Origin of the sequence: uncultured Aquimarina sp. (assembly GCF_947492405.1) — a bacterium.
Taxonomy (GTDB): Bacteria; Bacteroidota; Bacteroidia; order Flavobacteriales; family Flavobacteriaceae; genus Aquimarina.
Map to the genome: position 1 here is coordinate 822,745 of NZ_CANLMP010000001.1, position 23,971 is coordinate 846,715.

At 31.5% G+C, this 23,971-nt stretch carries 21 protein-coding genes; 12 read left to right on the plus strand and 9 right to left on the minus strand.

The window, feature by feature from the left end; translation table 11 throughout:
- Nucleotides 1–12: 12 nt before the first annotated feature.
- Entirely contained in the window at nt 13–1,005 is a 993-nt protein-coding gene (locus Q0829_RS03625) for a hypothetical protein (protein ID WP_298540035.1), read from the minus strand.
- A gap of 250 nt (nt 1,006–1,255) precedes the next feature.
- On the opposite strand from Q0829_RS03625, the gene Q0829_RS03630 reads away from it, so the two are divergent.
- A complete protein-coding gene (locus Q0829_RS03630; RefSeq protein WP_298540037.1) occupies nt 1,256–2,932 on the plus strand; it encodes a histidine kinase in 1,677 nt (558 codons plus the stop codon).
- A 4-nt stretch (nt 2,933–2,936) separates the two neighbouring features.
- The gene (locus tag Q0829_RS03635; protein WP_298540038.1) at nt 2,937–3,635 is read left to right on the plus strand and encodes a LytTR family DNA-binding domain-containing protein; all 699 of its coding nucleotides are present in this window, start codon (nt 2,937–2,939) and stop codon (nt 3,633–3,635) included.
- Between the two features lie 211 nt (nt 3,636–3,846).
- On the opposite strand, the gene Q0829_RS03640 is transcribed toward Q0829_RS03635, so the two are convergent.
- Nucleotides 3,847–4,113, minus strand: coding sequence for a hypothetical protein (locus tag Q0829_RS03640; protein ID WP_298540040.1), 267 nt, complete (start codon nt 4,111–4,113; stop codon nt 3,847–3,849).
- Nucleotides 4,114–4,245: 132 nt separating this feature from the next.
- On the opposite strand from Q0829_RS03640, the gene Q0829_RS03645 reads away from it, so the two are divergent.
- Both Q0829_RS03645 and Q0829_RS03650 read left to right on the plus strand, forming a co-directional pair.
- Nucleotides 4,246–6,240 carry a carbohydrate-binding protein gene (locus tag Q0829_RS03645; protein ID WP_298540042.1) on the plus strand — a complete coding sequence of 665 codons (1,995 nt, stop codon included), beginning with the start codon at nt 4,246–4,248 and terminating at the stop codon, nt 6,238–6,240.
- 19 nt (nt 6,241–6,259) lie between these two features.
- Nucleotides 6,260–9,397: a ThuA domain-containing protein gene (locus Q0829_RS03650; RefSeq protein ID WP_298540044.1), complete on the plus strand. Its 3,138-nt coding sequence runs from the start codon at nt 6,260–6,262 to the stop codon at nt 9,395–9,397.
- Between the two features lie 171 nt (nt 9,398–9,568).
- On the opposite strand, the gene Q0829_RS03655 is transcribed toward Q0829_RS03650, so the two are convergent.
- Nucleotides 9,569–10,132 (minus strand): Crp/Fnr family transcriptional regulator, encoded by a 564-nt coding sequence (locus Q0829_RS03655; protein ID WP_298540046.1) that lies wholly within the window; start codon nt 10,130–10,132, stop codon nt 9,569–9,571.
- A 191-nt stretch (nt 10,133–10,323) separates the two neighbouring features.
- Between Q0829_RS03655 and Q0829_RS03660 the strand changes: the two genes are divergently transcribed.
- The 7 genes from Q0829_RS03660 (at nt 10,324) to Q0829_RS03690 (ending at nt 16,766) form a co-directional block, all read left to right on the plus strand.
- On the plus strand, nt 10,324–10,989 hold the full coding sequence (locus Q0829_RS03660; RefSeq protein ID WP_298540048.1) for a hypothetical protein: 666 nt from the start codon (nt 10,324–10,326) through the stop codon (nt 10,987–10,989).
- Between the two features lie 167 nt (nt 10,990–11,156).
- A complete protein-coding gene (locus Q0829_RS03665; RefSeq protein ID WP_298540050.1) occupies nt 11,157–11,762 on the plus strand; it encodes an NAD(P)H-dependent oxidoreductase in 606 nt (201 codons plus the stop codon).
- A gap of 20 nt (nt 11,763–11,782) precedes the next feature.
- A complete protein-coding gene (locus tag Q0829_RS03670; RefSeq protein ID WP_298540052.1) occupies nt 11,783–12,289 on the plus strand; it encodes a hypothetical protein in 507 nt (168 codons plus the stop codon).
- A 68-nt stretch (nt 12,290–12,357) separates the two neighbouring features.
- Nucleotides 12,358–13,251: an alpha/beta hydrolase gene (locus tag Q0829_RS03675; protein WP_298540054.1), complete on the plus strand. Its 894-nt coding sequence runs from the start codon at nt 12,358–12,360 to the stop codon at nt 13,249–13,251.
- 222 nt (nt 13,252–13,473) lie between these two features.
- Nucleotides 13,474–14,568, plus strand: a complete 1,095-nt coding sequence (locus Q0829_RS03680) for a helix-turn-helix domain-containing protein (RefSeq protein WP_298540056.1) — start codon at nt 13,474–13,476, stop codon at nt 14,566–14,568.
- 157 nt (nt 14,569–14,725) lie between these two features.
- On the plus strand, nt 14,726–15,286 hold the full coding sequence (locus Q0829_RS03685; RefSeq protein WP_298540058.1) for a hypothetical protein: 561 nt from the start codon (nt 14,726–14,728) through the stop codon (nt 15,284–15,286).
- A gap of 76 nt (nt 15,287–15,362) precedes the next feature.
- Nucleotides 15,363–16,766: a S41 family peptidase gene (locus tag Q0829_RS03690; protein ID WP_298540060.1), complete on the plus strand. Its 1,404-nt coding sequence runs from the start codon at nt 15,363–15,365 to the stop codon at nt 16,764–16,766.
- Nucleotides 16,767–16,921: 155 nt separating this feature from the next.
- On the opposite strand, the gene Q0829_RS03695 is transcribed toward Q0829_RS03690, so the two are convergent.
- Complete coding sequence (locus Q0829_RS03695) at nt 16,922–17,851, minus strand: lytic polysaccharide monooxygenase (RefSeq protein ID WP_298540062.1); 930 nt, start codon at nt 17,849–17,851, stop codon at nt 16,922–16,924.
- Between the two features lie 303 nt (nt 17,852–18,154).
- Here Q0829_RS03695 and Q0829_RS03700 point away from each other — a divergent pair, with 303 nt between their 5' ends.
- Complete coding sequence (locus Q0829_RS03700) at nt 18,155–18,670, plus strand: hypothetical protein (RefSeq protein WP_298540064.1); 516 nt, start codon at nt 18,155–18,157, stop codon at nt 18,668–18,670.
- A 132-nt stretch (nt 18,671–18,802) separates the two neighbouring features.
- On the opposite strand, the gene Q0829_RS03705 is transcribed toward Q0829_RS03700, so the two are convergent.
- The 5 genes from Q0829_RS03705 to Q0829_RS03725 all read right to left on the minus strand — a co-directional run bounded on the left by Q0829_RS03705 (nt 18,803) and on the right by Q0829_RS03725 (nt 23,971).
- On the minus strand, nt 18,803–18,994 hold the full coding sequence (locus Q0829_RS03705) for a cold shock domain-containing protein (protein WP_298540066.1): 192 nt from the start codon (nt 18,992–18,994) through the stop codon (nt 18,803–18,805).
- Nucleotides 18,995–19,125: 131 nt separating this feature from the next.
- Nucleotides 19,126–20,244, minus strand: a complete 1,119-nt coding sequence (locus tag Q0829_RS03710; protein ID WP_298540069.1) for a helix-turn-helix domain-containing protein — start codon at nt 20,242–20,244, stop codon at nt 19,126–19,128.
- 34 nt (nt 20,245–20,278) lie between these two features.
- On the minus strand, nt 20,279–21,388 hold the full coding sequence (locus Q0829_RS03715; protein ID WP_298540071.1) for a type 1 glutamine amidotransferase domain-containing protein: 1,110 nt from the start codon (nt 21,386–21,388) through the stop codon (nt 20,279–20,281).
- A 184-nt stretch (nt 21,389–21,572) separates the two neighbouring features.
- Nucleotides 21,573–22,802, minus strand: a complete 1,230-nt coding sequence (locus Q0829_RS03720; protein WP_298540074.1) for a hypothetical protein — start codon at nt 22,800–22,802, stop codon at nt 21,573–21,575.
- Between the two features lie 383 nt (nt 22,803–23,185).
- Nucleotides 23,186–23,971: a hypothetical protein gene (locus Q0829_RS03725; protein ID WP_298540077.1), complete on the minus strand. Its 786-nt coding sequence runs from the start codon at nt 23,969–23,971 to the stop codon at nt 23,186–23,188.

A 23,971-nucleotide genomic window follows, 5' to 3' on the forward strand; every position in this document is an offset into this window, starting at 1 on the left:
TAGTTTAAATTATTAGTTATCATTTATATTCTCTAAAAGTTCTTTTTTCAACTGAACAAAATCTATCCAATACGTATACGATGTCCAATATGTACTTCCGTCTTGTCTTACTTTTTCTTCACCCCTAGAGAAAAACAGATACTTTCCATCAGCAGAAACAGTGGCAGCGTTCTCATTTATTTTCGTATTTATTTTAGGCCCTAAGCTATAGGACTTTGTCCAAGTCCCATTTTTATTGAAGCTGATGAATATATCGCTATTATTAGGTTCTGATGCTTTTTGAGAATCATATAGGATATAGCTTTCGTCGGGAGCTATAAAAGGATGCGCAATCCACTTGCCATTATTGTTGATTACATCATCCATTCTTTCAATAGCACCATAACGACCTTTCTGATTAACAGCATAATAAATACCTTCATTATCAGCACCAGGCCCCTCACCAGAAGTAAAATATAGATTACCATTTTCTGAAGGTGTCGTACACATGATATATATATCTAAAAATGGTTTTCTCATAATAACTGGCGTACCCCAAACACCATTTTCATCTTTTTCAACATACCATTGATGTAATCTTCTTTGTGTAGTTGATGTTGTAATAGTATTATTAAATGGTCTTGTACTTCCGAAATAGAGACGTTTTCCATTTGGACCAAAACGAGGATGAAAATCTAGATGTTTTTTGTTTGTTGAAAAAGATGCTGGTTTCGGCGAAGACCATTTACCAGCTATCAATTTCATAGTATAGAGATTATGGCTTTCTCCTGGTTTTCTACGATTGAAAAACAGTTCATCCATATCGGAATTAAAAGTAATCGAACTAGAAACGTGATTATCAATTGAAATAATACCTGGAGCAAAAATTAAAGGCATATCCGTAGGGATTTGATTGCTCAATAAAGTAAGGTTTGACTTTTTATTGTCCTGACAAGAAACACTGAAGCCAATTAGGAAAGTAAAAACGAATAATATTTTTACTTGTTTTAAATAATTAGTTTTCATCTTTCTTACTTTTTATATGTAAAGCATTGCTTTAGCTTAAATGATTTTTTTTGACAACTATAAATATCCAAGGTGATATGGAATAGATCTTTTTGTTAGTTTTAATATTTTTATAATAATTTTTTCTCTTACAAAAGATGTGTTTTTCTTTCAGGAATTCAATGTAAATTTTACCAACTGCTCTATAGAGTAATGAACTGCTCTAAGAAGCTATCCATAATGGTTATCTTACATCCGTAAAACTGCTAAAATGAACTTGAAATTTTCGCCTTGTCTTTTATTGGTATTGCTACTGATGATATCTTGCTCCCAAAGCCCTGTTTTCGAGGAGCATGAGACAGTATTCAAAATTGGAGATCAACAAGAATGGGCTGCCAGAGATCTAAATGATCAATCTTGGGAAAAAGAGAAAATTATTGTATTTGATGGTCAGATTTACTGGTTCAGGACTCTAATCGATATTTTGAAAGCCCCTGAATCATTACATCCTTATGGAATCCAATTAGATGTTTACGGAGAGTATGAGGTTTTTTGGGATGGGGTATTGATTGGAAAAAACGGGAATCCAGGTCAGGAAGCTGTATTGCCACCTGAAGGTAAAATGTGGGCAACTTTTAGCATTCCGACTGATCTGACAGAAGTGGGTGAACATATATTGGCCATACGCTCAAGTCTTTATTATTTCCCTGATCATTCTGGGATATGGGGATTAAAAATGAACTACTACGAGGAGCTATTGAACGATCGACTCATCGAATCTTCCTATATGCATCTCTTTGCAGGAGCCTTTCTTATTACTTCTATCTATTTTCTATTTCTCTTTTTAAGTAACAAAAAAGAGTATGCAACATTAATTTTCAGTATTTGCTGTTTCCTCTTTTTTACTTTGATATTGGCAGAATTCATGAAAACTTATATACACATCCATTACAGTATGCATGTGGTACGTTTACGTGTCATCAGTATTTTGATGCTTGGTATTTCTTTTTTGATTCCATTCTATTTTTCTATGCAGTTTCCTTTTCCAAAAAGAAAACTACTGCTAACCATTTATTCTATTATTTTGTCATTCTTTTTCCTATCGAGATATGTCTATGAATTGACCGCTAATAATATGGTTTTAAGCATGTGGTTATTTTCATTTGGAGTTGTATTGTATGGGGTTTATAAAAAAATGAAAGGTGCTCTTCTTGTGCTATGTACTCTCCTACTATCGGTATCTATTGGTTTTGCCACTCCTTTTAACAAAAGCTTATTTGCAGGTTTTAGTCTTATTCTTCTTGGGATGTTTTATTTACTTTCTATGAGAATTAAAGAACAACGGCTTGCTTATGAAAATTCTTTAGTTCAATCCACTCGTTTGCGCTTAGAATTACTCAAAAAAAATATTCAACCACATTTTTTAATGAATACCTTGACTTCATTGATAGACTGGATAGAAGAATCACCTAAGAAAGGGGTTTTGTTTATCGAGGAGTTAGCTAAAGAATTTGATCTCTTTAATCAAATTGAAAATCATACATTAATACCTATTTCACAAGAGATAGCGCTTTGTCGTACACATCTGGAGATTATGGAATACCGGAAAGAAATCAACTATTTCTGGCAAGAAGAAAACATAGATCATGAGCAAAAAGTACCTCCTGGAATCTTTCACACGCTTTTGGAAAATGGAATTACACATAGCTTGCCCTTAGAAGATAATAGTATTACATTTAAACTTATTTTCGAATCGACTCATCAGTATAAATGTTATACATTTTTAACCTTTGCCATTAAAGCACGATCAGTATCAAGAAATACAGAAGATGGTACCGGACTGAAATATGTTAAGGCACGGCTTACAGAAAGTTATCAATCAAATTGGGATTTTATTTCAGAGCCAACAAATCAAGGTTGGAAAAATATCATAAAAATATACTCTTAAAGAAATGAATATTTTAATCGTTGAAGATGAATCTAGAATAGCCAAAAGAATCGAACGCATGACTCGCGATATTTTTGGTAACGCATTAAAGTCCTTAAAACATATTAATACTCTCCCAGAGGCATTGCAATTTATTAAGAATAGTTCATTAGATCTTATGTTGCTAGATTTAAACCTTAATGGTGATAGTGGTTTTGACTTGCTTACAACTGCAGTTTCCGAATCGTTTCATACTATTATTATTTCTGCTTATAAAGATCAGGCAATTACGGCTTTCGAATATGGAGTATTAGATTTTGTCCCTAAACCATTCAATAGAGATCGGTTAGAGAAAGCTCTACATAAAACCATCACCAGTGAAAAAACAACTACAAATGATATTAAATTTTTAGCCATAAAAAAAAGACAAAGAATACAGCTAGTACCCGTTTCTGATGTTCTTTATATTAAAGGTGCAGGAAGCTATACAGAAGTCTTTCTAAAAGATGGAAAAAAAGAGTTACACGATAAATCATTGGATAAACTAGAACAGTTGTTAGCGTTTTCTTTTGAGCGTATTCATAAATCATATTTGCTAAAGATGTCTGAGGTAAAGGAAATTATTGTAGAATCTGGAAGCAAATATATTGCTGAGCTTAAAAATGGAGAGCGTATCCCTATCGGAAGAACTAAATACAAAGATCTAAAGGCCAAGTGGCTTTAAAATAACTTTGGTATAATGTTTCTTACTAAAATTTTGAATTAAGATTGGTTATGAGATAACCAGAAAGTCACATATTCAATTTTTGAATTTTGGTAATTTAGATTCAATTCAATTATTAAAATTATGAAGTTATAAATCAATAACCCTTTGTTTACATTGAGGGTTATTGATTGTATATTTTAACTCTTATTCTTTATAGTTATCTAAACGCTTATTTGAATAATGTTTTTATACCACTTTTAAGCCCATAGACAGTTGTTATTTCTTCAAGGTTTAGAGACTTATCAAAAATGGCGATTTCGTCCATTAAACCAATATAGCCTAAACCTAGCATGATTTTTCCTTTTTCTGCTTCCCAAGTAAATGGATCATTAATATTTTTTATATCGACTTCATATTCTAAAGGATTGCTTACGAATTCTAAAAAGGAATTATGAAATATTAGATAGTTACATATATTAGATAATTGGTTGACCAATTTAAAATTTGGTTAATCCATTTAAACCTATTAACCAACTACCTAATGCAAGCTATTCGTCCTCATTACTTATTGAAAATAAATTGCAAAAAAATAAAACGGAAACGCCATTATATAACACTTCTTATTTTAATGACGTTATTATATCCTATTCATTCTACAACTGCACAAACAACCGTTGTGAATTCATTAGAACAATTTAGAATCGCGGTTCAAAATAGTAATCAAGAGATTGTTTTGGAAGCAGGTAACTACTATCTAGAAGATTTACCAAGCAATTCTAGAGTTATTAATTGTAGCGGGTCTGGTAATACCATTGATATGACTGGAGCACGTATTAATACCTTGGTCGGATCTATTAGAGAGGTTTATTTTATTATTTCTGGTGATAATAACGTCATACGAAATGGTGCTATTGAAGATTTCTATAGAAATGGTTTGGAGGAAGTCACTGATTTTAGTGCTTATAATAATGATAGAGATAATCTGGCGTATGGATTAAGAGGTGATCCTATTATGTCAATTACGGGAAATCAAAATTTAGTAGAAGGTCTCGAAATGATAGTAAAAGGATCTTTTCCTTATGGTTATGGAAGTCAATATGGTATTGGTTCCCAAAACACCTTTGGCTTGAGTAAACGTTGCGGGATTTTAGTTACAGGAATTGATGGTGGAGGAATTGGAAATACCCTAGATGGTATTACAATGTATCATTATGCTTTTGGTCATGGTATTTTCATGCAAAGTGGAGCTACAGAAACGACAATTAAAAATTGTTATATAGAAGGTAGAATGCGTCTGAGTGACGATATGTATAATGACACAGAAACCTATGACCTCCCCTATTTAACGGATTATAAATTTCCAACAGGAGATGGTTCTTGGAGATTACCTTTTGAAGAATCCTATGATATTCCTTATAATCATGTATATCCTCTTTCTGAAGATGGAATTCGTTCATATAATAATACGGGTAGTGTAACCGTAGAAAACTGTACAGTAAAACAAATGCGAGGCGGAATTCGTCTTTACTTAGCTTCTAGTGCAACAGTAAAAAATAGCCAAGCTATTGATTGTGGTTCTGGTGGAACGAATTACAATATGCCTGCAGGTGGAACAATTACTGGATCAAGTGGTAATTTCACATATGCTCCCTTAAGTGACTTTCGTTTAAGTCGTTCTCGTCAAAATATTGAAATGACCATTATACCTTCTCCTAATGCTATTGGTCCTCATAATATAGCAGATATTCTAGGAAATAATCATAACATTATCTTTCACAGAACGCCAGGTCCATTGGATACTGACGAAACACGTGCCATTGTAATCACAGGCGATAACTCTACCATTGTAAACGAAACAGAATATCGTATTATTCTAGAATCATCTGCCAGTGGAAATACAATAATTAGCTGTGGACCAGTAAGTGATAATGGTGCTAACAATGATATTACTTATGCCGATGATTGTTACGATATTGTTCCACCATGCGACAGTCAGGATGCATTTACACAAATTGAAGCAGAGGATTTTTGTGACATGTTAGGAGTACAAATTACTGGTGATGCAGTGGGTTATATAGAAGATGGTGATTGGATAAAGTTTGAAGGAATAGATTTTAGCTCAGGAGCAACATCAATATCCGCATTAGTATCTAGTGGAAATTCAGGTGGAAATATAGAAATAAGACAAACAAGTATTACGGGTAATTTGCTAGGAACTTTAGAGGTTCCGAATACAGGATCATGGACTAGCTGGGAAACGGTTTCAACAAATATTTCTTTGGTAACAGGAGTGCAAGATATTTACTTTGTATTTACTGGAGATCCAGGATATTTGTTAGATATTGATTCTTTTAGCTTCTCCGAGGATACTTTACTTTCAGTAAATGATAATAAACTTCTAACACCTAGTTTATATCCAAATCCAATAGTAAATACTATCACTATTGAGAGAGCAGCAGATTCTGTTATTAGTATTTATAATGTAAATGGTAAAAAAGTATATAATGCAACGATCGTTAATAACACTGAAACTATAGATTTAAGCAATTTACCAACTGGTTTATATTATGCTAAGGTGTTATCACAAAAGGATAAAACGATCTTAAAAATTATAAAGAAGTAAATTAGTTAAAGTAAAAATTATGAAAAAGAAATCTCAATTTAAGAATAAAGTGCTCCTGTTAGCTGTCTGTTTTTTTTCATTGTTCATTCAGTTTGCATATGGTCAAGATTTTAATCTATTAGTTTTTCACGAAACCAATGGTTTTAGGCATACAGGTGCTATAAACGCCAGTATCACAATGTTGGAGGAATTGGGATCTAATAGCAGTCATGATACCTGGTCTGTAGATGCCACAAGAGATGCATCTGTTTTTACTACAGAAAATTTAGCCAATTATGAAGTTATAGTTTTTTCTAATACAACTGGTGGTGATCTTCTAAACGATAGTCAACAAGCAGCTATGGAATCATTCATACAAAACGGAGGTGGTTTTGTAGGTTTTCATTCCGCAACTGATACCTATAGAGGTACAAATGCTGCGTCCACTTGGCCCTGGTATAATGAACTAGTCGGCGCAATTGTTCAAACAAGTCCTAATCATACTTCTAATAATTTACCAGGAGCTATGAATTTGTTGGTCAATCATCCCGTTACCGATCACATTGGGAATGTTGGAGATACTTGGTCACATGAAGAAGAATGGTACTATTGGGAGCTTAATGGAGGTCAATTAAGTGACACAAATCAAAACCTGTTAGAAGTCCAAGCTACAGGTAATCAAAGTTACGATGCCACTCGTCCAATAACTTGGTTAAAGGAGTTCGATGGTGGAAGGTCATTTTATACTGCGCTAGGTCATAATGGAAGTACCTATGAGAATAATCAAACATTTAGGCAAATGATTGAAAAGGCGGTGCTTTGGACTGCTAACAGACTGGATACAGATATTATAAATGATTGTGGTGCGACATTAACTAATCAATGGACAGATTTACTGGAAAATGATTTAGAATGTTGGGAAATATGGATGGGAGTACCCCATACTACTACAGGTTTACCTGGCAGCAGTAATAATGTAACTAATGGATCAGGGACTCCTCTGGGATTAGAAAATGATCCTAGAAATGTATTTTCAGTTATAGAGGCTGAAGGAGAAAAACAATTATACATCACAGGAGAAGTATATGGTGGTCTTACCACTTTAAATGAATATGAGAATTACCATCTTAGTATGGAGTTTAAATGGGGAGAATTAAAATGGGAACCTCGATTAAACCAGTTAAGAGACAGTGGTATTCTTTATCACTGTAATGGAGAACATGGATCGTTTTGGGATGTTTGGAAATCTTCTTTGGAGTTTCAGGTACAAGAAGGTGACTTGGGAGATTATATCGGTTTAGCAGGTACTCGGGGCTTAGTACCTTCAGAGAATACCGGTGGATTGACATTCAAACCTATGGCTCCGCTCAATACCGGAACATTAATAAGAGCAGGATCAAATCCGGAATTACCTAATGGACAATGGAATTTATTAGAGGTTATTGTAATCGGTGATAGAGCGATTCATTATGTAAATGGTGTTATGGTAAATGCACTGCAAGATGCTACTTGGAATGGAAATGCAGTTACTAGTGGTCAAATACAAATACAATCAGAAGGTGCAGAATTATACTATCGTAATATTAGAATAAAATCCGAGAATGAATTTCCGGCCGAGGATTTGGAAACATTAGGATGGGGTGATAATCCTTCTACTCCAACCTGTGATACTGATGCACCAATAGGAGAAATAATTGCATTTAGAAAATCTGGAGGTGATCAGAAGTGGATTACTATTGATAGTTCCAATTCCAATCTTATCGCCAATGGAGAAGAAGCCGATAGAGCATTGTTTTATGTAGAACAGCATACTAATGGATGCATCGCTCTTAGATCAGTAGCTACAGATAAATACGTTCAAGTAGTTGGCACGAATACAAATGCAGCAATCCGTGCAAATGGAAATGCTCCAGGAACCTGGGAGAATTTTGGATGGGAACCAAAAGGTGCTAATCAAGTAGCACTGAAAAGCCTATTCAATAATGGATGGGTTCAGGCAAATTGGAACGTAAATAACAGTACTCTTTTTCCTTTAGGAAATGCAGATGGAACTTGGGAAACCTTTGATTACGAAATAGTAGATAATTCTCCTACAAATGAAACTATAGTTCATATTACCAAACGTAATGCTACAGGATTTGCTATTGATGGAGGTACTGGCGGAACGAATGGACAAAATGTAACGCTCTCCTCTGCCGATACCTCAGATGAAGGTCAACTTTGGGTCGAAATAAATCATGGAAATGGATATTATTCTTACGAGAAATATGGAACCAATTACAGTCTTGATGGGGATGACGGAGGAGCAAATAATCAAACTGTATACCTATGGGAAACAAATGATATCAATCAAAATCAACAATGGCAAAAAATAGCTATGGCTGATGGTGGTTATAAACTGATTAAAAGAAATGCAACTGGGTTCGCAATCAATGGTGGATCAGGAGGTGTAGAAGGAAGAGATGTTAATCTATGGAATTCAAGTTCTTCTAGTCAGAATTTACAATGGTATATAACTCCTGTAGCTACTGTAGATATTCGTTTAGAAGCAGAAGATTATAATGATATGTCAGGCATTCAAACAGAAAACAGCACGGAAAGTGGAGAAAACGTAGGATGGATAAATAATGGAGATTGGCTACGCTTTGATAATATTAATCTTTCAGGTATTTCTAATATAGATACACGTGTTGCAACAAGAAATGCTGGAGGAACTATAGAGGTTCGTACAGGAAGTCTTACTGGAACATTAATAGGGTCTGTTAATGTAAGTAACACCGGTGGATTTCAGAATTGGACTACGGTAAACACAAGCATTAGTAATGTTAGTGGAACACAGGATGTATACTTAGTATTTACAGGAGGAAGTGGTTATTTATTTAATGTTAACTGGATCGAATTCAATACAAGTTTGAGAAGTAATAATGATGATATTGATACTGTTAAAATTACATCCGATATAATTATATACCCAAATCCTGTAAAGACAACAGCTATTATTCAAAATGCTGCAAATTCAATCATAACGATTTATGATATCAAAGGAAGTAAAGTACTTACTAAATCAATTTCTAGCGATAATGAAATTATAAATATAAGCGAATTTAATACAGGTATTTATTATGGAAAAGTAAGCGGAAAAAAGACTAGTACAATACTTAAAATAATAAAAGAATAAAAGTGAGTTAAGCCAAACAAAATTATTATTTAAGTATTACACACGTGTTTTTCGATAATGAAAACCGAAAATTAGATTGAAAAACTAGTATCTCAATAAAAGCCTCGTATCTTAGTATACGAGGCTTTTTAAAATTTAAATAATGGCTGATCGTTTGATAAATATCCAAAACTATTTTTGATGTCGTATTCGACTTAACGTTTCTTGAGTAATTCCGAGATATGAAGCAATCATTCCTAATGGGACTCTTTGCAAAATGTTAGATTGTTGATGTACTAACAAGTCATAACGTTCTTTTGCAGTATTAAAATGTAGCGTATCAAATCGTTTTTCTAAAAGTGAAATTCCATGGTTAGCAAATAATCTCGCTGCTTTCTCTAACTCTTGATTAGAAGAAAATAGTTCTTCTAGTTTATGATGCTCAAATTTCCATAGAATGCAATGTTCGATTGTTTCAACCATTTTATTACTTTTTTCTCTAGAAAAGAAACTTGCCATTGCCCCTACAAATTCGTTTTCTGGAGCAATCCAATAGGTGATATCTTTTCCATTTTTATAATAAAATGTTCTGGCAATTCCTTTTTCTACAAAATAAATACTATCACATACTTTACCCGTTTCGTGAAGTATGGTTTTTGGAGGGAATTCGATACGTTCTATCGTATTGAACAATACTTTCTCATTTTCTTTAGAGAGATTTCCAATTTCCCTAAACGTCTCTATCAAATTTTGCATTTTTTAGTTTATATAGTAATTAGTATTGTTATGTTATAAGAAGACTATATAGTATAATTATTGTTACCACGATATACCATCATTTAAGAGTAAAAGATAGAAAGTATCAAATCAAGTTCATTATTTGATAAATATCAATTCTTTTCGTTTTCTAAATTATAATCTTTGAAGTTATAACCGAAACACAAAAAATGGAAATAAAAAATATACAAAAGTTTGGTGGAGTATGCTCAATTTTTGAAGCTCTTATATACATCATAGCTTTCACTATATATGGCGGTGTTTTAAAATATCCTGATGAAAATGCAAGTGCTAAGGAAGAATTATTTTTTCTATCAGAGAATTACCTAACCTTATCAATTCTAAACTTTACTAGCTATATTTTATTTGGGATATTATTAACGATATTAGTACTAGCAATTCATAATCGCATAAAAAAAGATTCACCAAATTTATCAAAACTTGCTTTCATCTTTGGTGTTATTTGGGTTGGATTGGTCATTGCCTGTGGAATGATAACAAATATTGGTTTGAATTCGGTGCTTGAAATAGGAATTACATCACCAGAAAATGCTATGCAAATATGGTCTAGTGTAGCTGTTATTTCTGAAGGGCTTGGTGGTGGAAATGAGATTGTTGGTGGAATTTGGGTATTACTCATTAGTCTTATATCCTTAAACAACAAATCATTTTCCAGAGCTTTGGTTTTATTAGGAATCCTTGTAGGGATCGCAGGTATATTAACTATTTATCCATTGGATATTTTTACAGAAATCTTTGGGATTAGTCAAATAATTTGGTTTTTATGGATAGGAATCGCTATGATTCGTAAATCAAAAATCACAAAAGAGAATTAGATATGTTAAAGCAGTTTCCATCAAAGGTCTTTTATGTAACCTAATGAATGCGAAGTTAAGTTTATAGCAAAAGTGTTGCTGGATTTTGAAATAGATTTTACGTCGGTTCTTATAATTAATTAAAAAACGAATGCCATTATTATTGAAATATGTAATTTAAGAAAGAAATGAAGGTTCTAATTATATTTTGCCACCCAAGTAAAAACTCATATACTTATGAGATTTTACAGCAATTGGAATCAAATCTAAAAAATGAAAAGATTGATTTTCAGGTTTCTGATCTGTATGCAATCAATTTTCAAACAGATATGAGTGAAGAAGAATATCAACGAGAAGGTTTTGCCAATCTTGATATACCAATAACTAATGATGTAAAAAAAGAGCAAAAAAAAATTGCCCTAGCCGATTGTATTATATTTTTATATCCAGTTTGGTGGAGCGATTGTCCAGCAAAGCTAAAAGGTTGGTTTGATCGAGTATATTCAGTTGGATATGCATATGGCAATGATAAAGTAATCGATAAGAATCTGGTTATGAAACAAGTACCTGAAGGCATTGTAATTTGTACGGCTGGTCATTCTAATAAATTTTTAGAAGAAATAGGTATCGCTAAAAGTATGAAAAATGTAATGCTTGATGATAGGCTTGGGAAAAGATTTAATAAGAAAGAAATGATACTTCTAGGTGGAACATTGAATAAAGAAGAAGTAAGATTAATGCATTCTGAAAGAATTAATTCTATAGTAAAAAGAATAAAAAAGAATTTTGATTAACCATTAGACACTTAAAACCAATGAGGTATACACTATTTTTTCTAGCAGTTATTTTTTATAGTTGTACTGATAAGACTACAAAAAACGAAACAACAATAACAATACAAAACGAATTTAATGAAGATGATGTTAGTTGGTTTAAGAATACAGGAACTTCTACTATTAAAGGAATTGCAAAATTTAAATCAAAAAGTGGAGATATCCGTTTTGGAAAGGATTTTAGAATAGAATTAAATCCATATTCGGCTTATACAAAAGAGCGATTAAACCATATTTACAAGAATGATGATTCTGGCTATGTATATATAGAAAATGGAATCCCAAAGTTCATTCCTGATCCAGAAGGTTACCATAAAACTAGAAAGATAATGTGTAATGAAAAAGGAGAATTCGAATTTAACGATTTACCTGCGGGAGACTATTATGTTATCGCATTCATGCTATGGGATGAAACTGGCGGAGGTATAATGCAGCACGTAAAATTATCAGACAGTGAAACAAAAGTTATTGAAATGATCAATTTTTAAAGTGAAATACTTTTCCTGTATTTAGAAATAATAAAAACCTCATAAAGGGAATTACTAAAAAGAAAATAATGAAACAAAGTTTTACATATTATCTAACGCTATTGGTTATAAAACTAAAAGGTTTAAAAAAGAATTTCAGTAAAGATCCCATAGATTTCAAGCGTATCAGAAAAGAAGATGTATATCATCCAAAAGGAAGATTTTTTAAACAACATATCACGAAACGATTTAAAGTTTTGGATTCTGAAGTCACAGAAATAAAAAAAGAGAGTACTCCTAATAAACTATTGCTATTTGTTCACGGCGGAGCTTTTATTTCAGGACCAGGACAACATCATTGGGATACGATAAAGATAATTACAAAGCAAACCGATTACACGATTTGGATGTGTAATTACCCTAAAGCACCTGAATACAACATATCAGAAATCTCCGAAAATGTAAATTCAATCTACAATGAGGCCTTAAAGAACTACAAATCAAATCAAATTTCGTTAATAGGTGATTCTGTAGGAGGTACATTAATTATTGCACTTATACAGAGGTTAATTACTAATAAGCAACAACTACCCAATAAACTAATTCTCGTTTCGCCAGTAATGGATTCATCTATGACTAATTCAGAAATTGATATAATAGATGTAATTGACCCAATGCTCTCAAAAGCTGGATTGTTAAGTGCCAAAAAAATGTGTGCTGGACATGTTGATTTAAAAAACGAGATGATTTCACCGTTATACGGAAATTTCGAAGGATTTCCTGAGACTATCTTATTTCTAGGAGAAAAGGACATTACTTATCCTGATCAAAAATTGGTTGTCGATAAGTTGAAAGCAGCTCAGGTGAAAATTAAAGTAATTGAAGGTGAAAACATGCCACATATTTGGCCATTTCTACCCATTATGAAAGAAGCAAGGTTATCTTTAAATGAAATAATTAAAGAATTAAATACTACCAAATAAATAATTATTTTACATACGTTATACTCCTCTCCTACTAGTTAAATAATTAGATGAACTCGTAAATATTAAAAATTGATTTTATAATTAATTGTAAAACTAATGTAACATCCCAGAATATTTACAGTTATTGGTATGATGTATAGAATATTTGGTATCTGAAACATTCGTGCTATAATAATTTATATTTCTCATTGAATTTTAATACCATTAATTCTTTAAAGATTGGATACAACAATACTAGATTTTATAGTAATTGCAAGTGGAATTATGGGATATTTTATAAGTATCTCATTAGTTACTACTTCTTTTTATAAGAATCGTGCAAATAAATATCTCGCCTTTTCTTTGTTCTTATTGACAAGTTTGACCTTCTTAGGTTGGTACGACATAGAAGGTTATGTCTTACAGTTTTTAGACAATATCATGTTAGAATTTTTGGTTACCGTAACTTTATTCACCTATTTTCTAATCCAAATTCAGCATAGCTACCTAAAAAAAAGATGGTACAAATTGCTTTATGTTCCTTTTTTTTGCTCTTTGGCAATTGAGGTTTTTATTACCTTTTTTCATGCTGTTTTTAATTTTTACGACCCTGATTTTGATGTTATAATATATGACATTAAAGACATTTTAGGTTTTGCTTATAATGTGTTTTTAATCTTTTGGGCAAGGAGATTAATAAAAAAGGCCACTACTATTTCTGAAGACAAAAGACGTTGGTTATTACGATTAAATCTTTTCATTATATGCATTATTATCGTTTGGCTTTTGTCTAATATTGAACTATATATATACGATTCGGAATATGTTACAAATTTTTTATGGATATCACTTTCGTTTTTATTCTGGTGGGTTTTGTATTATGGAATATTCAGATTACAAATCATTGTTCAAAAAGAAGAGATACATCGATATTTGGTTTCAGGAAAAATCGATAAAACTCCTATAAAAAAGCAAATAAATGAAACTACGGTTTCTAAAATTATTACTCAACTCTACATATTAATGGAAGAAGAGGAATTATATAAAAATCCTCTTTTAAGCAGGTTAGATCTTGCAACTCGATTAGAAACAAGCGAAGGATATTTATCACAGATTATAAATCAAGAAATTAATAAAAGTATTATTCAGTTTGTAAATGAATATCGAATAGAAGCCGCTAAAAATTTATTACATAATCCGATATTTAATAAATATTCTATAGAGGCTATTGGCTTAGAAGCTGGTTTTAAATCTAAGAGTGTTTTCTATAGTACTTTTAAAACTAATTTAGGTATGTCACCTGGTGCTTTTAGAAAGCTTCAAAAAACGTCCTAATTCGTGTAATCCTACTGTTTTAGTACTTCTTCAACACTAAAATCATTCTCTTTCCTTTTTGATTCCGATACTTTTATATCGAGAAATCAAAAAACACATGAATGAATCAAACACTACTTAGTCTTAATTGATAATACCCTTTAAATTAATATTTAGTATGAAAAAAGTAGCTTTTGTTTTATTATTCCTTTACACTTCTTATTCTGGATTTTCACAAAATGCAGAAGAAGCATCTGTAGAAAAATCAATTTTTGGAATTCAGATCGGAGTTATGGGCGTATGGGTTCATAATGAATTGAAAATAGCTAATCAAGTCGCTTTACGAAGTGAAGTAGGAATAGCAATTGTAGGTTTATGGGCAGAGGGTAATGATACGCAAGTTGGAAATGGTTATTCATTACCTATAGTAGCTTTAGAACCTCGATGGTACTATAATTTAGACAAACGAGTAAGTCAAGGAAAAAGAATAGATGGTAACAGTGGTAACTATGTTTCGTTACGAGGTAGTTACTATTTTTATGACAATGTAGATACTGGTACGGATAGAAATTTATCAAGTCATCCATTTACAGCAATAAGCTGGGGGATTAGAAGAAACATTGGCAATCATTTTAATTATGAGATTGGAGCTGGTGGAGGACTTGGATTTGGGAATAGCACTGGAAGAGAAATTGGTTTAACACCTTATTTTAACCTAAAAATTGGATATCGTTTTTAATGTTTTCTTCAGTTTTAATACCATAAGAACTTTTATTAATCTCTTTACATTTTACTAAAAATCAAAAACTAGCATTATGATAGTACACATTATCAAAAAAGAAATCCATTTTACAATTATTAAAAAGCTATGCGTATGCTTCCTGTTATTATTAATTGTTTCTTGCCAAACGGATGATGACAATCCCACGCTTCCTGTAGAAGATTCGATCAATGGCTTTTGGTTCTCAGAAGAACTAGGATACATCCTGGAGTTTACAGACGGTAAAGATGTAGTTTATAATATAAACACCGCAGGATGCTCAATTGCAGATGATGATTATGAACTAGAAGATTTTGTTCCAAATCTAGTAAGCCCTAATGAACTGATATTAACTACGGAATTAAATGAATCTGATTTTGAATTTATTAGGTTATCAAATCAAAACTCAATTTGTCTTCCTGATCAGATAGCTGGCACAGATGATCCCAAGGTGAATTTTGATCATTTTTGGAATATCTTTAATGATTATTATGCTTTTTTTGAAATCAGAAATGTAGATTGGTCTCAGTATGAAAACTTAAGAGATCAAGTCACGGCGGATAATTTTTATGAAATCTTAGAAGAGCTTGTAGTTTTATTAGAAGATGGACATGTGAGTATCTACGATGAAGACAATGATATTGACATTAACTCAGGAGCACCAAAATTATTCGAAATACTTAATACAAATCTAAGTGGAGAGCTGATCATAGAGAATATAGAAGATTTAGGAGATCTTTTTGGTCAAAAAGCTACAACAATAGTCACAGAATATTTAGGTGGAGATTTTGAAATTGATGAAAATGAGAATATGCTATGGGGATTGATCAATGACAATGTTGGTTACATTAATATCTTAGCAATGGAAGGATATGGAACAGATTTTAATGATGAGTTGTCAACATTAAATGCTGTGTTAGATACGATGATGAATGATGTTGAAGCATCAGGAGTTTCTAACCTGATTATCGACATACGCTTTAACGGTGGAGGATTAGATACAGCAACTTTGGATATGGTATCTCGTTTTATGGATCAAGAGCGATTTTTATATACTAAAAAATTTAGATTAGGCGATAGTTTTACAGAAAAAAGAGCTGTTTCTGTAGGTCCCAAAGGAGATTTTCAATTTACTGGTAATATTATAGTACTTACAAGCCCCTTTTCGGCAAGCGCAGCAGATCTTTTTGCTTTATGTATGAAAGATTTACCCTATGTAACGATTGTAGGAGAGAACACAGCTGGTGTTTTGTCTAATGTTCTCAGTCACACATTACCCAATGGAGCAGAAGTAGGTTTATCTAATGAAGTATATGAAGATCCACAAGGAGTCATTTTTGAAGCAATAGGTATTGGACCCGTAAATCAAGAGAATCGAGTCCCGTTTTTATCAACGGTAGATTTTCAAGAAGAAAAAGATAGTGGAATAGAACGAGCTTTAGAACTATTAAACAATTAAATGATTTAATATCTTGACAAAGTAAATTGCCTTTATACAAACTATTCATTACCCGGACTTAAAATCCTAAATAATATATCTGTATAAAGGCAATAATAATTAAATAGTTATGAAAACTAAGTGTATTCTTGAATTTTTGATACGCTACTATGCTACTAATTCCGTATAACCATTCGTCTAGTTTCTTTATAATTTCCTACTTTAAATACATAAAAGTATATGCCATTACCTTGTATACGATCTGCATTAAAAATGATTTCGTGCTCTCCAGCATTTTTAACTTCATCAACAAGCGTAGCAACCTCCTGCCCTAGAATGTCATAAACTTTAATATTTACCGAAGATTCACTCTCTAAACTATACTTTATAGTACTCTGCCCGCTAAATGGATTTGGGTAATTTTGTTCTAAGCTTGCCGAAGGTTTTTTTAACTCATCAATAGATAACGTATTACCAAAATCTACATCACTCGTGGAATAAAATGCTTCTGGACTAAGTGATCGTTGCCAAATACTATAGATAACATGTTTACCTGTTCTTTCTGGTAAAATTACTTCTATGTTATCTTCTTCTGATAATGGTAGTTCTCCTGTACGTTCCAGAAGCTCTAGACTATCCCAGGTAAGTGGCTGATTGGGGTTCCAACCTTCTTTGGTAATGTATATTTCATAATATAATGTTGCATGTGGTGCTGTTATTGACCAAGTAACGGTAAATGGTCCTGGAGAAACTGGTGTTGCTACCCAATCGTCTCTTACCTGATCCAACCCTCCATACTTATCAGGTCGTCCTGCACTGGCTAAATTGCCATCTGGTATAATTTCTCGATGCATACCATTGGCATCCATTCGTGCTACTTCATTCCAATCATATAAAGCTTGTGTACCGTGAGAAGCAACCATATCGATACATGCCGGTGAATCTGGACTTTCAGGATTTTCCTGAAAACAAATCCAAACACGACTTGGTGGACTGGTTACAGTACCATGTGGAGAAATTGATTGTGTAGAAGTTAACAATAATCCGCTTAATAGCAAGACTCGCATGTTTTTAAAAATGCTTTTTTTTTGAGTTGTTGTTTTCATGATGATTAGTGTATAATGATTTGAGATTAAAAAACAGAATACAAACACTTTTTACAAGTATTAAACACCTATTTTCATATTTTATATCGCTTTATTTTATAAAATATTGTGTATAGACTAATTATTTCTATTAGTCTTATTTAGAAGAGATTGAGTATTTTAATAATTTCAAGAATTAAGTAAAACTCTAAATAAAATAAATACTAATCCGTTAGTTTTCTTGATGTTTTTTAACTGCTCCAAATTATTTAGTGATCAGTATGGTTCTATATTATATATCTTTGTTTATGAAACGATACAAAAATGAAGTATACAATTACTAAGGAGGATCTTAATAAAAGGAGTTATGGAATATCGTTTGATAGTTTACACTATGATTTCTTACTTTTTATTCAAAAAGAAAAAGAAAACAACAATCCTTTTTTAAGTGACACCAATATTCTTAAGCTAGAAAAACACGCAAAAAAAGACATAAATATTAGTATTTACCTGTTTGGAGTTCTTGGATTCTTAGCTATGCTTTATGGACTTTATGTATTTTTCTCTTTTGACCCTAGAGTTGCTATTAATCTTTATACTCAATTTCCCTTTATAGAAAATGGATCTATTCCGATCGTAGCAGGTTTTACTTTGATGATCGGTTGTCTTTATAGTTATATTAAAAGAGAAGAGATTTTAATATCTAAAGTGAAATCTAAAATTATTGAGCATCTAAAAAAACTAAAAGAAGAAAAATCATCAAAAAACTCTCTTTATAACACTAAAAAACGAAAAAACTCTAATCAACAACCTAAGAAAAAACGTCATAGAAAAAAGTAACGTCTTTTCTACATAAAAAAGCTATTGATGTTTTTCTAAAATTAAATGAATTGTAATTGAAGGAATAAGATCATAAAAAAAGCCCATCAAAATTGATGAGCTTTTCATTAAACTTGAAAGTATATGTATGTATTAGATAACTTTTACGTTCACTGCGTTTAATCCTTTGTTACCTTCTTTTAGATCAAATTCTACTGTATCGCCTTCACGAACTTCGTCTATTAATCCAGAAATGTGTACAAAGTGATCTTTGTTAGCACCTTCTTCAGTGATAAATCCAAAACCTTTAGTGTCATTGAAGAATTTTACTGTTCCTTTATTCATTGTAATGTAATTAAATTAAAATATTTTTTCAAAGTGCAAAAATGACCCCTTTTTTTCGATATTCAACATATTAATCAACTTATTTTCAATTTATTATATATATCTTGTTTTTATATATAACAATTTGAATGCTAGGCTTTATCTTTTCGATATCTAGATGGTGTTATTCCCTCAAACTTTTTAAATGCACTATTAAAAGAAGAAAGACTGCTAAAACCTATATCAAAGGCAATAGCAGAAATAGTGTATTTATCACCCTCTGAATTAGAAAGTAATTTCTTAGCTTCCTGAACACGATAATGATTAATAAAATCATTAAAATTTCGTTTTGCATATTGATTAATAACTGATGAAGTAATTTGTGTGCTTTTTCCTAGCATTTTACTAAGCTTTACTAATGAAATATCTGGTTCGAGATATAACTTTGTATCAGCAACTAATTTTGAAATCTGATCAAATAAAAGATCATTATCATTCGTATTAAATATAGCTCCATCAAGATCTGTTGCTTTTAATTCAAATGCCTTATAACTTAAAAAATAAATAATTACAGAATATAAAATGGGCCCTACAATATATGGTACTGTTTCATCTAAAATATTTAACACATAGGTTATCCAGATAACTATAAAACCTATAATAAGGAAACGTAACCAACTAAATATAGCACTTTGGGATTTTGTTTGTATTGTTTGCTGATATTGTTGTTTTGTTTTTTTCAAGATCCACCAACCGAATGCTATATATAAAGCTAAATGCAGGTATATAAATAAGATACCACTCCCGAAAATGACAATGACCAGTTTACTGTTTTCATACCATTCTTTAGTAACAAAAAGACTAGAGCCAAAAATAAAAACAAAAGGAATAATTTCTAAATAATAGTATTTCGGCAGTTTAAAGTTTGGAGACGTCATTCCTAAAATATACCATCTAAATAATGGACCTATAAGTAAAAGAAATGCCAATCCTATAAAAATAAAAATGGGTTCTAGACTATCGCCAAAATTAAGCATTACTGATTTTCCAATTCGAAAAGCCATAAATATGAGGATCAGTCCAAGTAAAAGATTAGTCAATGTCTTCTTCTTTTTGAAAACGATTAAATAACAGGCAAAAAGTATTCCATGCAAAAGTCCAGCACTACTTATAATAACCAATAATATATCTAAAAAACTCAATAGACTAATTTTTTCAAATGTAGGGATATTTGATATTCCAAGAAAGCATAAACCTTTAGAAGAATTCATGCTTTTTGTTTAGCAATAGTGTGTTTTGGTTCTTTTAATTTCCTAAATCTTTTGATATGTTTTTTGTATAAGATGTTAAACCTACCAAACTAAAAAACTTTCCTATTTTACCTTGCATCGCGGCTATAATACCGTGTTTAGCTATTAGTATTCTATCCATAGGTTGTTTATCTATAGAAATCATTTGTTTAATTAAATCTTTTGCATTCTTAGATCCTTCAGCTTCATATACCTTCAAAACTTTTACTGCATTTTCTTCTGCCGTAATTTCTCTGTACTTTGGCACGTATCCCAATTGAGTGATCATGGTTTCTGCTAATTTCCAGGTAGACCAGGGATTCTGGCCAGTTACTAAATTATTCTCCTGACTAATATTTTCCAAATACATAGTACCTTCATTAAAAATACCGCCTTTAGCTTCTAATTCATCTTGTAATAGAAAAGGAAATATATTTTTCGCATCCGAAATCAATAATAATTCTTCATCATTGGTGAAGCTGCTCACTTTTTTATTCTCCAATAAAGGACGACCAGTATCGAGAGTTACATTTACTAGTGCTGCAGGTCCATGACATACTGCTCCGATCACCTTATTAGATTGATACAAGTTTTTAACAATAGACTGAATAGAAGTGTTTTCTGGAAAATCAAACATAGCTCCTTTTCCACCTGCAAAAAATACAGCTTCATACAACTCAGGGTCAATATCTTGTACTGGAATGGTATGTTTCGCTTTATACTGAGCTAAACTATCATTTAAGAAAGCAAAATCATAAGATCCCATATCTTCATCATCAATTACTACAGGAGATTCTCCCCCTAATGGACTAGCAATATCTACCTCAAAACCATTAGCTTGAAAAACATAGTAAGCACGTGATAATTCAGTTAATTCATAGCCCGTACTTTTATTAGTATTACCCATAGTAGCTGTACTGGTGACGATTACCAAAATCTTCCCACGTTTTGGAATAGTATTTTTCGAAAGATATGGTAAATCTGATATTTGGGTAATAGTTATATCCTTTCTATTTTCTGAAGATGGTAATAAACCCATAAACCACCAACCAAAAATAAAAAGTGAAAGAACAATAGATAAAATAGAGATTATACTCCATTTAAGAATTCGATATTTTTTGAACATGCTATTAGTTTTTAAAAATTATAGCACGAAGTAATAGTAAGTATTAGATAAAATATGTCGAAATGATAATTCCGTCAGAGTATATTATGTTTTGAAGATTAAATAATTTAGCTGATATGCTCCACTTTCTTAAGTATTATATGAAAGGCTCACATATCAGCTAAATTATTTACAACCCAAATTTTTATTCACTACAAATATTGTTTTCCAGATTTTCTCTTGTAGGATTAAAACTATTTTCTTTTATCTCAAAAAATGGTATGTCATTAGCTGCCAATCCAATGTTTAAACCATTTTCTGATTGTATTAAATTAGCTAACCCACAAAGATTCGTAAGGTTATCATTATTAGAAACGATCAGGAATGAATCAACCTGTAAAAGCGAATGTAAACCTTCGAGATCAGTTATTACATCATTATCATATATTGTAAAACTTCCTGAAACTTTAGCAACATTTCGTAATCCATCTATAGTAGCTAATGCTGGGTTTTCTAGCACCCATAAACGTGCACCAACTTCCGTAATACTAGAGCATCCTTCGATATCTTTTAGTATATCGTTTTTTCTGATATCAACGTCTTTTTGAACGGATATAAGATTACTCAATGCATTCACCTCTTCTAATTTGGGGTTACTACTAATTAGCAATGACCCTTGTTCTGTGATACCCCCTTCGACATCAGAATTTATATTTTTTAATCCTTCAAGTCCATCTAAAGTAGTAAGTTCCGGGTTATTTTCGAGTTTAAGATAATTTAGTGTAAATAGACCTGTATTTTTTAATCCTTTTAAATCTGTAAGTGACTCATTAAATACAATAGATATGTATCCTCCGAAAGAATTGACATTTATTAAACCATTAACACTTTTCAGTTTTGGATTTAACCAAAAATCTAAACCTCCGCCCAGAGTTTTAACACTGCTTAAATCATCTATATTTTCCAGTTGATACATTCCAGAAAGTTTCAGAGTTCCATCTATCTGTTTTAGGTTTTGTAATCCTCGTAGTGATTTTAGACTTCCATTACTATTTAATATTAAATCACCTCCAATGTGTTCAAGATTTTCTAATCCTTCAAGAGAAGTAAGAGGATTACTAATAAAAATAACATCTCCTTCGACCTTTTTAATAGTACTTAAGGTATTAAGATTTACTATACCATTACTTGTTGAATCATCAACAAAACATTTTCCGATGTATAAACTGCCTTTAATTTGATCTACATCTTGACTCCAATTATTTATTTCTTCCTGTGATGTTAGTATAACGTCTCCTCTGGTTGTATCTAACTCAAATATCGCATCGCAATCATTTGTTATGTATTCTCCATCTAATGATGGATCTGCACAACCAGATAAAATCAATAGGACTAAAAAAAACTTTAAAACGGATGTATTATTCTTTAACTTCATATACTCGTGATTGTTTATATTATTTACTAAAACAAATATAGAATCCAATAGATAACCTAATTTGTAATAATCACAAATAACAAAACTTTTTCGCTTATAAAACACAAAATATGAGTAAAGGAAACGTACTTAAAAAAGACTAGAAATTATAGAATGCAAATAATAAAGAAAACCAATTTAAATGATAATTCCGTTAACCTATATTATGCCTTAAGCAGGTATTTTATCAAATTAATAAGCTCCATAATTACTTACGAAGCTTATCCAAAAAAACTAACTAATAAAAACTCTAAAAGAGCATATTTAACACAAAATCAATTACTAGTTAGAGTAAGATCAACATTAAAAATCTCACATCATACACGTAAACCTATTTTACTTGATTATTTCAATTTCGCCTTGAACCAAAAATCTAATTGTATCTTAGAAGATGGTTCTCCTCCTCTTGATCTTCCTTGATTTCCTGAAGGACCATTACCAGATCTGCCCTGTGATCCACCACCTCTTGGACGCCCTCCTCTACCTCCACCTCTTGCCGACTGTTGTCCATTAGATGGTCTTGCTTCTTTTGATTCATTTCTTGATGTTTCTGCCGTTATAACACCAATAGTTAATTTATTAAAATCAAAGTCTGGATCATCATTAATTTTTAGTTTGGGAATTTTTAAACTATATAAAAAGTTATTTTCTTCTTTATCGAAGTCTAAGTTTATAGAAATCCCTTCATTATTAAGAAGTGTATTAAATTCTTTATTATTATCATAATATGTATACAATGCTTTTTGTGGTGGATCATTCTGTAACATATGATCTATTTGTTTTATTAAACTACTATCTTCTTTGAAACCTCTCGTTTCTTGAACTCTATCTTCATTTCTTCTAGGTGGTCTTTGATTTTTAATTATCGGATATGTTATGGATACGTTCTTTTTCTTTCTTCCTTTAACATCAAAATAAACTGTTATCCCTTGCCGCAATATAGAGGTAGCAATTTCGGGATCTATAGTATTGATATTTAAGTAAATATGTGTACCATCGTGATATACAGAATATGTTTCTGTATTATTAATCACTGTAGTAGTATCAATTGTAATATCTGTGTGAAATGAACTTGGATATATAAATTTCATCATAAAGATACTGGCAAGAATCAAAAGTCTATTTTTCAT

Coding starts and splice junctions, on each gene's coding strand:
- Q0829_RS03650 (WP_298540044.1), top strand. CDS start 6,260: ATGAAAAAGAAATCTCAATTTAAGAATAAAGTGCTCCTGTTAGCTGTC.
- Q0829_RS03695 (WP_298540062.1), bottom strand. CDS start 17,851: ATGAAAACAACAACTCAAAAAAAAAGCATTTTTAAAAACATGCGAGTC.
- Q0829_RS03625 (WP_298540035.1), bottom strand. CDS start 1,005: ATGAAAACTAATTATTTAAAACAAGTAAAAATATTATTCGTTTTTACT.
- Q0829_RS03715 (WP_298540071.1), bottom strand. CDS start 21,388: ATGTTCAAAAAATATCGAATTCTTAAATGGAGTATAATCTCTATTTTA.
- Q0829_RS03660 (WP_298540048.1), top strand. CDS start 10,324: ATGGAAATAAAAAATATACAAAAGTTTGGTGGAGTATGCTCAATTTTT.
- Q0829_RS03685 (WP_298540058.1), top strand. CDS start 14,726: ATGAAAAAAGTAGCTTTTGTTTTATTATTCCTTTACACTTCTTATTCT.
- Q0829_RS03665 (WP_298540050.1), top strand. CDS start 11,157: ATGAAGGTTCTAATTATATTTTGCCACCCAAGTAAAAACTCATATACT.
- Q0829_RS03655 (WP_298540046.1), bottom strand. CDS start 10,132: ATGCAAAATTTGATAGAGACGTTTAGGGAAATTGGAAATCTCTCTAAA.
- Q0829_RS03700 (WP_298540064.1), top strand. CDS start 18,155: ATGAAGTATACAATTACTAAGGAGGATCTTAATAAAAGGAGTTATGGA.
- Q0829_RS03645 (WP_298540042.1), top strand. CDS start 4,246: ATGACGTTATTATATCCTATTCATTCTACAACTGCACAAACAACCGTT.
- Q0829_RS03705 (WP_298540066.1), bottom strand. CDS start 18,994: ATGAATAAAGGAACAGTAAAATTCTTCAATGACACTAAAGGTTTTGGA.
- Q0829_RS03630 (WP_298540037.1), top strand. CDS start 1,256: ATGAACTTGAAATTTTCGCCTTGTCTTTTATTGGTATTGCTACTGATG.
- Q0829_RS03710 (WP_298540069.1), bottom strand. CDS start 20,244: ATGAATTCTTCTAAAGGTTTATGCTTTCTTGGAATATCAAATATCCCT.
- Q0829_RS03675 (WP_298540054.1), top strand. CDS start 12,358: ATGAAACAAAGTTTTACATATTATCTAACGCTATTGGTTATAAAACTA.
- Q0829_RS03690 (WP_298540060.1), top strand. CDS start 15,363: ATGATAGTACACATTATCAAAAAAGAAATCCATTTTACAATTATTAAA.
- Q0829_RS03725 (WP_298540077.1), bottom strand. CDS start 23,971: ATGAAAAATAGACTTTTGATTCTTGCCAGTATCTTTATGATGAAATTT.
- Q0829_RS03670 (WP_298540052.1), top strand. CDS start 11,783: ATGAGGTATACACTATTTTTTCTAGCAGTTATTTTTTATAGTTGTACT.
- Q0829_RS03635 (WP_298540038.1), top strand. CDS start 2,937: ATGAATATTTTAATCGTTGAAGATGAATCTAGAATAGCCAAAAGAATC.
- Q0829_RS03720 (WP_298540074.1), bottom strand. CDS start 22,802: ATGAAGTTAAAGAATAATACATCCGTTTTAAAGTTTTTTTTAGTCCTA.